Genomic DNA, 12160 nt, shown 5'->3' with positions numbered 1-12160 from the left:
ATGAAATGGTTGTAAAAATTGTCTAGCACAACGTGTGTCGGCGGTAAGGGTAGGTGGCCTAATGCAATCAAAACAACAAACATTAGAAAGATTCAAAATTGTAAGGCTGTTCTTAACCATCTATCGGATTCGGGCGGTGAGAGCTCTCTTTCCAGTAGCTATCATAGCGCTGGTGTATTGGGAGGGGCAACATGAGCTGAAGCAGGTTCATTTAGGACTTATTATGCGTGAGCTAAGAAGAGTGCCTACATCTGCCGTTTTGCAAATGATCGGATTTGCACTTCTCGCAGTAGCTGTAATGAGTGCTTATGATTATTTGATACGAGCACATTTTCGTTTAAAAGTAGGGCTGTGGGACACCTTCCGTTATGCTTGGATAGCTAATACATTTAATAATTTAATTGGTTTTGCAGGTCTGGCTGGAGTGGGTTTAAGGACGTTGATGTACAAAAAAAGCGGAGTGTCAACTTCCGTCCTAACGCCGGCAATCGTATTTTTATCACCACTCATGATTACCGGGTTATCTTTACTTTCTTGGGCAAATATTTTTGGTTTACTCCCGGCAACGGCATTGCTGGAAGAGCATCATTGGTTAGTATTTGCGGTATGGGGGATGGCGCTTTATTTGCCGTTTTTTGTGTTTGTACAGCGCTCTGCTCTTTATGCAAAGTGGATTAACCGGGGACAAGGTAGAACACCCTGGCTTACAGTAGTTGCCTCTGTGGGTGCCTCCTTTCTGGAATGGAGTTTTGCTGGTGTAACGTTTTGGACAATCAGTAGTCATCTTTTGCACGAGGTACACTTTCCAGTTATATTCGGCATCTTTACGATTGCTGCTATCGCAGGCATCTTGAGTATGGCGCCTGGTGGTATCGGTGCTTTTGACCTTATTGCATTGCTGGGTCTTACGCAGCTTGGATTTAAAAGTGATCAGGCCATGGCAGTGCTTGTTATTTTTAGATTGTTCTATTATCTCATTCCATGGCTGATCGGATTGGTGCTGGCGGCACTGGAATTTGGTCTGCAGGGAAAAAAGGGTCAAGATCGTTCAGCTCCAGGGTTCGAACCCGCTCTTAACATTTGGCAGAGGATTTGGGGTTGGCCGGGTCAGTATACCTTTCTGAGCGATCTTGGTGTGTGGGCTCTAGGCAAGCTTGTATTAGCTAGCGGGCTTATTCTCTTACTATCAACAGCTACGCCCGGATTGTTGTACAGACTGAAGATTACAGAGGAAATATTGTCATTCTCGATCATGCAGCTCTCACATCATTTATCTGTACTTATTGGCTTTATGCTCATTTTGTTGTCGAGAGGCATTACATTACGGGTTCGTAGCGCGTACATCTGGACCAGCATTTTATTATTTTCCGGGTCTGTGTTTGCGGTGGCTAAAGGCTTTGATTATGAAGAGGCGCTGTTTCTGCTCCTCGTTGCACTCATTCTGTGGATCTCCAGATCTCGGTTCTACCGGATCAGTGCTCCCGTAAGCAGACAGAGTACGATTTGGTGGCTTGCGCTTACTTCAGTAATTGCCCTAAGCTATTATCTATTGGGCAGCCATGTCCATCGTGGATTTCTAAAGCATCTCCCGCCCGGTGTAGAGCCAGAGTGGCTACAGCGGCATAGTCATGTTGCTTTTACAGCCGTAGGGGGACTAGCTTTCTCTTGGATCATTCTTACTTTGCTGATCACCCTTAGACCCCATCGTAAACCGGAGGAGTTATTCGGAAATTTTGATATGGCAAGGCTGAAAAACTTCCTAGGTGAAGTTCAAGGCAATACCTTAACTCATATGTTGTTTTTGGGTGATAAAAGCTTCTTCTGGGCGCAAGAAGGCAAGGTGTTGCTCGCTTTCGCTAGGGTTAGGGATAAGCTTGTAGTCCTTGGTGATCCATTGGGAGAGAGAAGTCTCATGAATGAGGCAATCAGTGAATTTAGACAAGCTGCAGATAAGTACGGTCTGGTCGTAGTTTTTTATCAGGCCACACCTGATTTCTTATCGATCTATCATGAGCAAGGATATCGCTTTTTTAAGCTGGGGGAAGAGGCATTAGTAACGCTCGATACCTTTACGCTCAGTGGCAAAAAGAACAGTGATTTGCGAAGCGTATGCAACCGTTTTGAACGGGAAGGCTATGCCTTCGAAGTTGTAGAAGCACCGCACGCTGAAGATTTGTTACGAGAGCTGCGATCCGTGTCAGACGAATGGTTGAATGGACGCACTGAAAAGGGATATTCACTGGGCTGGTTTAACGAGGCCTATCTACAGCTGGCTCCCGTCGTACTGCTGCGGAATTCCAAAGGGATGATACTGGCATTTGCTTCTATTGCACATGGGTATGATCAGGGCATGACCCTATCGATTGATTTGATGCGCCATCGTAAGAATGTGCCGAACGGGACGATGGATTATTTATTTGTCCGTTTGCTGGAATGGGCGAAATCTAGGGGATATCATCGATTTAATCTAGGTAATGCTCCACTGTCCAGTGTAGGTGAGAATGTTGGGGCTTTGAAAGAGGAGAAATTGGCTCATCTCGTATTTAAAAGAGGGGGGCATTGGTACGGCTTTGTCGGACTTCGCCGATATAAAGAAAAGTTCAGCCCCGAGTGGGAACCGCGTTACTTGGCTTATCCGGCTTCCATAGCGTTGCCGATCCTGACGCTGGATCTGGTGAGGTTAGTATCCCGTCATCCAAAGGCGGAGGAATAAAGGGAGACAAGCGTGAAGTCTCTATGTACATTGGCCTAACTAAAGAAGAGGGTGCCGTCTCAAAGTAGTTTTAGCTACTTGGGTACGACCCTTTTTTTGCGTTGAAGGTTAATTGAAGTTTCAAATGATGGTTTGAGTAAAACACCAATACAACAATTAGGGAATTTCTCCCTGAAATTCTAAGATTACAGGTCATTAGATTTATAATTAGGGAAAATATCCCTAAAATTCATCTGATTTGGTGGGAAATCAAGGCATTACCCTAATTTTTAGGGAGGAATTCCCTAATTTAGTTGATTATAAGCGAATATCGAATATTTTTAGGGAGCTTTTCCCTAATTAGTGTTAAACCCACTCCGCCCACCGCACATCCCCGCTGCATATCCTCATCATCGTCTGCCATCATCACCCAATCTGAAAAGGTTTAATGGTTAAGTGAGATCTTTACTTGGACTATTCCATAAAATAGATGAAGCTGCCCCGTAAGCAGCATTCACTACTTTCGAGAGCAGCCTCATCTATTTTGAGTAACACAACCTTTATTTTTTGTCGACTTTTTCATCAGGCAGAGCCCAGACAGATACGCTGCCACCGTTGACCGGGAAAGTCGCCCAGCCATCTTTTTCAATCGTTATAGTCGCCTTGTGATTATGAGTGAAATCTACCCATGCTTCACCCGCGCGTTGTTCCCCTACGAACATTCTTTTCTGACCGTTCTCACCGTTACTAATCACAACCGCACAGCCGGAGCGTTCGATGTCTTTCACGCCGAGTCGTGTCCAGCCAATCGTGTTGGGATGATCGAAATAATCCTTCTGCTCACCATAGGCTTTGTGATAGCGGGTATATAGCAGCGGGTCTATCGCCTCTTTTTTGCCTGCGACAGGTGTAGGTCCCTCGATCCCATAATAATCTCCATAAAAGACCACAGGATATCCATCGCGTCGCAGTAGGATAAGTGCATAGGCACTTTGCTTAAACCAATCATCTACCCAAGATTCCAGAGCTTCATGGGGTTGAGAATCATGATTATCAACGAACGTTACAGCATTGGTAGGATGGGTCTGCACCAGTGTGTCGTCGAGGATTTTGGTTAAATCAAAGTTTCTACCCCCCAAGGAAGCTGAATGCAGCTTGTAGTGAAGGGAGACATCGAAGAGGTCGATCTTATAATCGACGGTATTTAGAAATTGTCGGCAGGATTCTAAATCCGAATTCCAGAACTCACCCACGATATAGAAATCCTTCTCACATTTATTAAACATTTCTACCGCGAATTGTTTCACAAACTCATGGTTGATATGCTTGATGGCATCTAAGCGAAAGCCGCTGCAGTGGAGCGTGTCCACCAGCCATTTTCCCCATTGGATCATTTCTTTTTTGACTTCTGGATGACTGTAATCAATATTTGCGAACATTAGATAATCGTAGTTGCCGAACTCGTCATCAACATTCTGGTTCCATGTTTTATTCTCGCCTGCGATACGGAATACACCTGTTCGCCCCGACTTGGCGTCAAAATCAGTGCCGTTAAAATGATTGTGATTCCATTTAAAGGAAGAGTGTTCATCACCGCGGCCGGGGAAGGTGAATTTAGTCCAGCCCTCAATCTCGAAAGGCTTGGAGATTTCTTTCATCCGGTCATTAGGGTCGACCTCGATCACCTGGAAGACTTCCTTTTCATCCGCTCCTGCCTTGTGATTCATGACCAAATCAACGTACACGGCAATGCCGTTTTTTTGACATTCCGAAATGGCTTCAATCAGTGCTTGTTTGGTGCCATATTTGGTGCGTACCGTACCTTTTTGGTCATATTCGCCCAGATCGTATAGATCATACACGCCATAGCCTGTATCGTCGGCGGAGACGGCCTTTGTCACAGGAGGTACCCAAACAGAATCAATGCCTACGGCTTTTAGTGCGGAAGCTGTTTCTTTCAGGCGATCCCAGTGTTTCCCATCCGCAGCAACATGCCATTCAAAAAATTGCATCATTGTATGGTTCCTCATTATTTCTTGCGCCTCCATATCCATAAAGCGAATTTTTTCTACACTCTGATTAGATTTTCAGATAACTCTTATTAAACGTAAAAACAGACTATGAAAAATAAGGCAGGCTGATGAATGCGCTGGGAGGGACAAAGATGCGATTTATATAGGCTTGAAAAGTGTAATTTCTGACCTCTGGGAGAGGTGGACAGCATTGCGTCCGTTTCGTTTGGAACTGTACAGAGCATGGTCAGCTTCTGACAGTAGCTCTTCTAGAGTGGCTTTAGGACTTAGGGCTTCTACTACTCCGAAGCTGGCAGTCACGTTAATGGACCCGATGAGCGTATACAAGACACTTTGTTCAATATCTGCGCGGATAGTTTCGCAGAGTTGTGCGGCTTGCTTCAGCGACGTATCTGGCAAACAGATCACAAATTCCTCACCGCCATAACGTCCGAAGATGTCACCCTCCCGGATATGTCTGTTGCATACCTCGACAATGTGCTGAAGGGCTTGATCTCCATATTGATGTCCGAATCGATCATTAATGCTTTTGAAGAAATCTACATCCAGCAAAATAATCGATAGTGAACTCCGATTGCTCGCGGCCTGAACAAGAAGCCCTCGGCTCAGCTCCAAAAAATAGGTACGGTTATAAATCCCCGTCAGACTATCCATCGTAGCCAATTGACGCAGCTTATCTTGAAGCAGTATTCGTTCAGTTACGTCAATCAGCATGATCATTTGTCCTGCTATGTATCCCCCTTGTTTCTGTACGGGAGAGGACCGGATTTGGTAGTAACAAATCTCGTCTCCTTTGATCCAAGCAACTTCCCGTTCTTCACGTAGCAGTGGCTCTGTATCCATAACATAGGACAAGGCATCTTTGCCGGCATTAAGAAACAGTTGAGCCAGCGGTTTACCAATCGCCGAGGAATTAAGTCCTTCTATCATATCCGCGGCTGCGCGATTGTAATCGACGAGCATGTCCGAACGATCGGTGACAAGCACCCCATCTCGCATGCTTTCAAACAGATTCTCACGGGCGATAGGTGCAGCTGTTAGCATACCTCTTGATAGGATAGCCCAGATATATAGGGTGGAAGTGATACTCATAATGATGGGAACGGGATCCATCCCGTAGGGAGTCAGGCCCATTAAATATAAAAAAGAGCCTAACGTTGGAAGGCTTAGTCCAATTAGAATGGTAACGATTTGTCTCCGGTATACCCGTTTCATCCGGTTCCACTGCCATAACATAAGGCAGATAGCTGCCAGTAGACAGCCAAAAGTAAAGCTGCCGTGAACGATATACCAAGGTCCCATCACTACATCAACGAGTGGGGAGGGCGTATTGTCTCGCAAATAAATGGATTTATAGAAGAGGTGGTGGTAATCATTGGTCCACACCATCAGTGTTGTGATGAACGGTATTATATACAGCGCTGCTCGCATGCCCTTTTTAATTAGACTCTCCAGCCCTACGAAATGCATCACCATAATAAGGCTGGCGGGCGCTATAAAAGGCATCCCCAGGTACTCTACTTTAATCCAAAAACCCATTTCCTCCAGTGTTTTGCCCGACAGTTCTAGTGCGAAGCCGAAGGTATAAATCGCGGAAGTGAAGGAGCTTATAACAAAGGCTCTAATTCCTAAGAAATCCGTTTTTTTATAATAGGCGAAAAGGGCTAGTAAAACGCTCAGGACACCAGATATAGCCACAATAACAATATAATTCGAAATTACAGATCCCATGGGTCTATTGTCTCCTACTGAGGAAAGATATGGATAAATATTACCACAAATCTACAAATATTTAAAAATCACTTCATTTGAAACTCGAATAAATGTCCCCCTAGACAAAATGACGTGATTTAGCGGGAGCTATTTTACTAATTGTCTAATGAGAGTCCAGTGAGCAGCGTGTAACATGTTAGTTAATACTACACAACAGAAGATTTTAACTCGACACACTCTCTAATGAGTCAGATTAATTAACATTAATTGCATAGCTTATTTTGATAAGGGGGGGCTGAGGATGTCATTACTCGCGACAAATATTCCTGAAATTCAGCTGGAAAATGTTGAAATGCGCTATAGGGCAGAAGCTGCGGAAGTGCTTGCACTGCATCAGGTGAGTCTTGATATTGCAAAGGGGGAGTTCGTCTCACTGCTCGGACCTTCAGGATGTGGCAAAACAACGCTTTTGAGACTGATGGCCGATCTCATCGCGCCAACGGGCGGGAACATTGTAGTCGCTGGAAAAAGTGCTAAAGAGGCAAGGCTGGCGCAGAAATATGGCATTGTTTTTCAAAGTCCTGTGCTGTATGACTGGCGGAAGGTGAAGCATAACATCACATTGCCGCTAGAATTGATGGGAGTTAAAAAGTCGATCCGTGAGGAGAAAGCCCTAGAGCTTCTTGATCTAGTGGGCTTGCAGAGTTTCGCGGATAAATACCCTTGGCAGCTTAGTGGGGGGATGCAGCAAAGAGTTGCGATTGCCAGAGCGCTATCGATGGAACCGGAAATTCTACTGATGGATGAACCGTTCTCTGCGCTGGATGAGTTTACACGTGAGCGTCTGAACGAAGAACTGTTATCTGTCTGGAGCAAGGTGCAGAACACGATTGTCTTCGTAACACATAGTATTCCTGAGTCGATATTCCTCTCTGACCGGGTGTTTGTTCTTTCCCCGCATCCAGGTCGCTTATCCGCTGTGGTTGAAATTCCTCTGCCACGTCCGCGAACGGCGGAAATGAGAAACAGCCCAGAGTTTTTCGAACTGATCGCAAGTATTCGCGACAGCTTTGAAGGGGTGTAGGGATGAAAGGGGGCAGTATCTTTGTACGGGGTCGCCTGCTGCCGTTGTTTGTCTGGATATTTGGTTTGCTGCTAGTTTGGGAAGGAACCTCCTGGATGCTGCTCCATGTAGTGGAGACACCGTTAGCTCAGTCCAAGTTGCCCTACGTTCATGAGGTGCTATCCACGCTGTGGAAGTATAGTGGCACGCTTCTGAAGGAGGGGGCTGCCACCTTTGGCAATGCTGGTGTTGGCTTCCTGATTGGTGCGGTGGCTGGTGCTTCACTGGCGGTGTTAATGAGCTTGTCGAAGACGATAGAGCAGTTAACTTTTCCTTACGCTATCGCCTCGCAGATGATTCCGATCCTGGGGCTGGCGCCGATCATTTATGGGATTGTGAGAGATGAGCAGACTTCACGGATTATTATTTCGGGTTATATTACATTCTTCCCAGTGGCTCTCAATATGCTGCGTGGCTTGCGAAGTGTAGATCCTTCCGCGCTGGAATTAATGCATTCTTACGCTGCGAAGCCGTGGGCAGTCTATTGGAAACTCAGATTTCCGGCTGCCCTGCCGGGTTTGTTCGGAGGGCTTAAGATTGCTGCTCCGCTCGCAGTGACTGGTGCTATCCTGGTAGAGCTCATGGGTGCGCAGCACGGGATTGGCGTAATCATGCTGCGTAATCTCTACTATGGCAGCTCCCATACCTATATGTTCTGGTCTACGGTGATTGTCGGCGCTTTGTTGGGGATTGTAAGTTACTGGTTGATCAGTCTGATAGAACGTTTGGTGGCGCCGTGGCAGCCTGAATTTCGACCGAAAGGAGGCAGCCGTTAATGGAAACCAACTCCGTTCGGGAGGCTTCATTTATAGGCTCTAGTGGTAAAGAAATGGCTCAGCCGGCGCTAACGGCTACACAAAAGAATGCTGTAGCCGTTCCAAAACCTGCGGAAGCTACCGCGAGTCGAGGCGGCTCACGAATGCTGAAGAGGATATTTAGCGCAGGGGTGCTGCTGCCTGTATTGGCGGGGGTGTTGTTTCTTGGGCTTTGGGAGTTCGAATTCTTTCATAAGATCTTTGATCTGAAGAAATATCAGCTGCCGTTGCCCACAGCAATTGCCACGACCATGAGGGATAATTTCAGCATGTTGCTATCCTATACCGGATACACCCTTACTGAGGCTGTGCTGGGAATGTTGGTTGGTTCTGCTATCGGATTTCTGATCGCTTTAGCTGCTACGGCGTGGCCGCGTTGGGGAAGTGGAAGTTTAACTTTGGTTGCTGCTCTAAATGCTGTGCCCATCGTCGCTCTCGCGCCCATTATGAATCTGTGGTTTGGAGATGGGATAGGCTCACGAATTGCCATAGTAACAGCAACTACAATGGCAGCGATGGCGATCAACGCCTATAAAGGCATGGCGGCGATTGATCCATTGGCGCTGGATCTGATGCATTCCTACGCGGCAGGTAAGCCGGCAGTGTTTCGTTATCTGCGGATTCGCAATAGCCTGCCCTATGTATTTACAGCACTGAAGATCAACGCGACGGCGAGTATGATTGGCGCCATTGTTGGGGAATTCTTTTTCTCCTCAAAAGGGCTTGGGTATCTGCTCTCCAATTCCATTAAAGTTGCCAAAATGCCGCTGGGCTGGTCCTGTATTGTGCTGGCCGCAATTGCCGGCGTGCTCTTCTACTTAGTGGTTGAGCGGCTGGAGAAAGTATTCATTAAGTGGCATCCTTCGCAAAGATAACCTTACCATCAGTACATCCAGTCCTAATGGAGAAAGAGAAACCACCCACGGCTGTATGCATACAACGCACCACGATGATTGTCCATACTGTGCTACTTGAAATATAAGGATTTATAAGTTTCACACTATACATCATCCTTATATTTCTCGCTTAAACGCTTATCGTCCTTATAAGGACGACGAAGGCGTTTACGCTTGTTACAAACTTAAATTACGATAGGGGGAGTTCGATTGATGAACGGGAAAAAACACAAATTTCGTGGTGGTTTGTTGGCAATCGTGATGATGTTAAGTGTTTCTTTAATGGCGGGTTGCGGGGGCAACAATAATAACTCGGCAGCCGAAGCTACGACTGCCCCTGAAGCTTCTACAGCTCCTGAGGCAAGTGCTACGGCTGAACCAGCGGCTGATCCAGTTACAGTGAAGCTGCAGTTGAAATGGGTGCCGCAGGCACAATTCGCTGGGTATTTTGTGGCGCAGGATAAAGGTTATTACAAGGAAGAAGGGCTAAGTGTAGAGATTCTGCCGGGGGGTCCTGATATCGTTCCGGAACAGCAAGTGGCAGGCGGCTCCGCAGATATCGGTGTGGGTTGGGTAGCCAGCTTGCTGCCGAGTCTTGAAGAGGGAATGCCACTGGTGCAGATCGCGCAAATCTATCAAAAGAGCGGATTGGTCCTGGTCTCCAAAAAATCGGCGGGCATCAACTCAGCCGCTGATCTTAAGGGTAAAAAAGTCGGCAACTGGATGGGCGGCAACGAATTTGAACTATTAGCGTTATTCGATAAATATAAGTTCGATCCGAATAAGGATCTAAGCTTTACGAAGCAAGGGTTCACGATGGATCAGTTCTTGGGCGATCAGATCGATGCGGCCTCAGCGATGACTTACAACGAGTACCAAGTAGTGCTGGAGTCAGGCGTTAAGGCTGAGGATCTGAATGTCATCGATATGAATACAGAAGGCGTAGCGATGCTAGAGGATAATCTGTTCGCTAATAAGGAATGGCTTGCGGAGAACAAGGAGACTGCGGCAAAGTTTGTGCGTGCCTCCCTGAAGGGCTGGAAAGATGCAATTGCCGATCCTGCGGCTGCGGTGGATAGTGTAATGAAGCAAGCAGAAGACGGCAGTACTACTAAGGAGCATCAATTGACGATGATGACCGAGGTTGCCAAGCTGATTCTGCCTGAGGGCTTTGACAGTGCGAAGATGGGATATACCGATGCAGCGGCGTTCCAGCAAACGGCTGATATTTCGCAAAAGTTCGGTGTTATTAAAGAGCCTGTTAAGGTAGATGAGGCGTACACGAACGAAATCGTAGAAATGGCGGCAAAATAACTAGCCGAACTTATAGTTATAATAGATGGCCGCCCGTTCTGGCGGTCATCTATTATAATCAGCAGTCCATCAGTGCATCTGAAACAGAGAAAGAGGTGTGAGCTATGTCTCTCCTAGTAACGCAGGCTGAAAGAGTTAAAAATTATGTGAATGGAGCTTGGGTAGAATCGTCGTCCGGGCGAGATGAAGAGGTATATAATCCGGCGACGGGTGAAGTGATTGCTTATGTGCCCATTTCCAGTAAGGAAGAGCTGGGTGCGGCAGTAGAAGCGGCTGCGGTGGCATTTCAAGCGTGGAAAAGGGTCGCTGTGCCGCGTCGTGCCCGCTACTTTTTTCAATATCAACAGCTGCTGGTAAAGCATTGGAATGAGCTGGCCGAGCTGATTACGCTGGAGAATGGCAAAAGTCTGGAAGAGGCGCAAGGTGAGGTGCAGCGTGGCATTGAGTGTGTGGAATTTGCCGCAGGCATCCCCACTTTGATGATGGGCAGCCAGCTTCCGGATATTGCTACCGGAATTGAATCCGGGATGTACCGCTATCCGCTGGGGGTCATCGGTGGGATTGCTCCGTTCAATTTTCCGATGATGGTCCCTTGCTGGATGTTTCCGCTTGCCATCGCTTGTGGAAACACTTTTGTGCTGAAGCCTTCTGAGCGTACGCCGCTGCTGGTCAATCGGTTAGCTGAATTATTTGCTGAAGTGGGCTTTCCACCAGGTGTGCTGAATGTGGTTCATGGAGCGCATGAGGTGGTGAACGGGCTGTTGGAGCATGATGAAGTGAAGGCAATTTCGTTCGTCGGTTCGCAGCCGGTTGCGGAATACGTATATAAGACAGGGACGGCGCAGGGGAAACGGGTGCAGGCGCTAGCTGGAGCTAAAAATCATTCAATTGTGTTACCTGATGCGGAGCTGGATAATGCGGTGAAGAATATAATTGCCGCTGCGTTTGGCTCAGCGGGTGAGCGGTGTATGGCTTGCTCGGTTGTAGTGGTTCATGAGGATATTGCTGACGAGCTAGTGAGTCGTCTGGCTGCGGCTGCAGATGAGCTTAAGATTGGTAATGGTGCCGATGACGGGGTGTTTTTGGGTCCAGTAATTCGCCAGTCGAATAAGGATCGTACTCTTTATTACATTGAGACTGGTGAAGCTGAACAAGCCGAGTTAGTGAGAGATGGGCGGAAAGATGCTGCTGTGGGCGGTGTGGGTTATTTTATCGGACCGACGATATTTGATCATGTACAGCCGGGAATGACCCTCTGGAAGGATGAGATTTTTGCACCGGTGTTGTCTGTGATCCGTGTGAAGAGTTTAAGTGAAGCTATTGCGGTGACGAATCAGTCTCCATTCGCGAATGGGGCGTGCATTTACACAGATAGCGCTAAAGCGATCCGCGAGTTCCGGGAAGAAATTGATGCAGGAATGCTGGGTGTGAATCTGGGTGTGCCTGCGCCCATGGCCTTTTTCCCCTTCTCGGGTTATAAGAAATCATTCTATGGAGACCTGCATGCCAATGGCCGTGATGGGGTGGAATTCTATACGCGTAAAAAGATGATCACTGCCCGTTATTAGAGAAAA

The 12160-nt window shown here is 47.1% G+C and carries 8 protein-coding genes; 6 read left to right on the top strand and 2 right to left on the bottom strand.

Annotated features, from left to right (window positions below; genetic code table 11):
• The first annotated feature begins 61 nt into the window (after positions 1-61).
• Positions 62-2713 carry a bifunctional lysylphosphatidylglycerol flippase/synthetase MprF gene (gene mprF, locus PAENI_RS12135; protein WP_149645409.1) on the top strand — a complete coding sequence of 884 codons (2652 nt, stop codon included), beginning with the start codon at positions 62-64 and terminating at the stop codon, positions 2711-2713.
• 539 nt (positions 2714-3252) lie between these two features.
• Here mprF and PAENI_RS12130 read toward each other — a convergent pair.
• Complete coding sequence (locus PAENI_RS12130) at positions 3253-4725, bottom strand: alpha-amylase (protein WP_149645567.1); 1473 nt, start codon at positions 4723-4725, stop codon at positions 3253-3255.
• A 138-nt stretch (positions 4726-4863) separates the two neighbouring features.
• A complete protein-coding gene (locus tag PAENI_RS12125; RefSeq protein WP_149645408.1) occupies positions 4864-6456 on the bottom strand; it encodes a histidine kinase N-terminal 7TM domain-containing diguanylate cyclase in 1593 nt (530 codons plus the stop codon).
• A 283-nt stretch (positions 6457-6739) separates the two neighbouring features.
• Between PAENI_RS12125 and PAENI_RS12120 the strand changes: the two genes are divergently transcribed.
• From PAENI_RS12120 to PAENI_RS12100, 5 genes are all read left to right on the top strand, one after another.
• Positions 6740-7522 carry an ABC transporter ATP-binding protein gene (locus tag PAENI_RS12120; RefSeq protein ID WP_149645407.1) on the top strand — a complete coding sequence of 261 codons (783 nt, stop codon included), beginning with the start codon at positions 6740-6742 and terminating at the stop codon, positions 7520-7522.
• 2 nt (positions 7523-7524) lie between these two features.
• Complete coding sequence (locus tag PAENI_RS12115; protein ID WP_149645406.1) at positions 7525-8337, top strand: ABC transporter permease; 813 nt, start codon at positions 7525-7527, stop codon at positions 8335-8337.
• Complete coding sequence (locus tag PAENI_RS12110; protein ID WP_149645405.1) at positions 8337-9251, top strand: ABC transporter permease; 915 nt, start codon at positions 8337-8339, stop codon at positions 9249-9251. Before PAENI_RS12115 ends, PAENI_RS12110 begins: the two co-directional genes overlap by 1 nt.
• Positions 9252-9485: 234 nt before the next feature.
• Positions 9486-10586, top strand: coding sequence for an ABC transporter substrate-binding protein (locus PAENI_RS12105; RefSeq protein WP_149645404.1), 1101 nt, complete (start codon positions 9486-9488; stop codon positions 10584-10586).
• 104 nt (positions 10587-10690) lie between these two features.
• Positions 10691-12154, top strand: coding sequence for a CoA-acylating methylmalonate-semialdehyde dehydrogenase (locus PAENI_RS12100; protein ID WP_149645403.1), 1464 nt, complete (start codon positions 10691-10693; stop codon positions 12152-12154).
• Positions 12155-12160 lie beyond the last annotated feature (6 nt).

Source organism: Paenibacillus sp. B2(2019) (assembly GCF_008370385.1).
Taxonomy (GTDB): domain Bacteria; phylum Bacillota; class Bacilli; order Paenibacillales; family Paenibacillaceae; genus Paenibacillus_AQ.
The sequence above is the reverse complement of the archived record's forward strand: the minus strand, read 5'-3'. Positions and strand labels throughout refer to the sequence as shown.

What these genes read in the sequence shown, in the direction of transcription:
- mprF (WP_149645409.1), top strand. Translation starts at nt 62, where the DNA reads ATGCAATCAAAACAACAAACATTAGAAAGATTCAAAATTGTAAGGCTG.
- PAENI_RS12125 (WP_149645408.1), bottom strand. Translation starts at nt 6,456, where the DNA reads ATGGGATCTGTAATTTCGAATTATATTGTTATTGTGGCTATATCTGGT.
- PAENI_RS12120 (WP_149645407.1), top strand. Translation starts at nt 6,740, where the DNA reads ATGTCATTACTCGCGACAAATATTCCTGAAATTCAGCTGGAAAATGTT.
- PAENI_RS12115 (WP_149645406.1), top strand. Translation starts at nt 7,525, where the DNA reads ATGAAAGGGGGCAGTATCTTTGTACGGGGTCGCCTGCTGCCGTTGTTT.
- PAENI_RS12110 (WP_149645405.1), top strand. Translation starts at nt 8,337, where the DNA reads ATGGAAACCAACTCCGTTCGGGAGGCTTCATTTATAGGCTCTAGTGGT.
- PAENI_RS12105 (WP_149645404.1), top strand. Translation starts at nt 9,486, where the DNA reads ATGAACGGGAAAAAACACAAATTTCGTGGTGGTTTGTTGGCAATCGTG.
- PAENI_RS12100 (WP_149645403.1), top strand. Translation starts at nt 10,691, where the DNA reads ATGTCTCTCCTAGTAACGCAGGCTGAAAGAGTTAAAAATTATGTGAAT.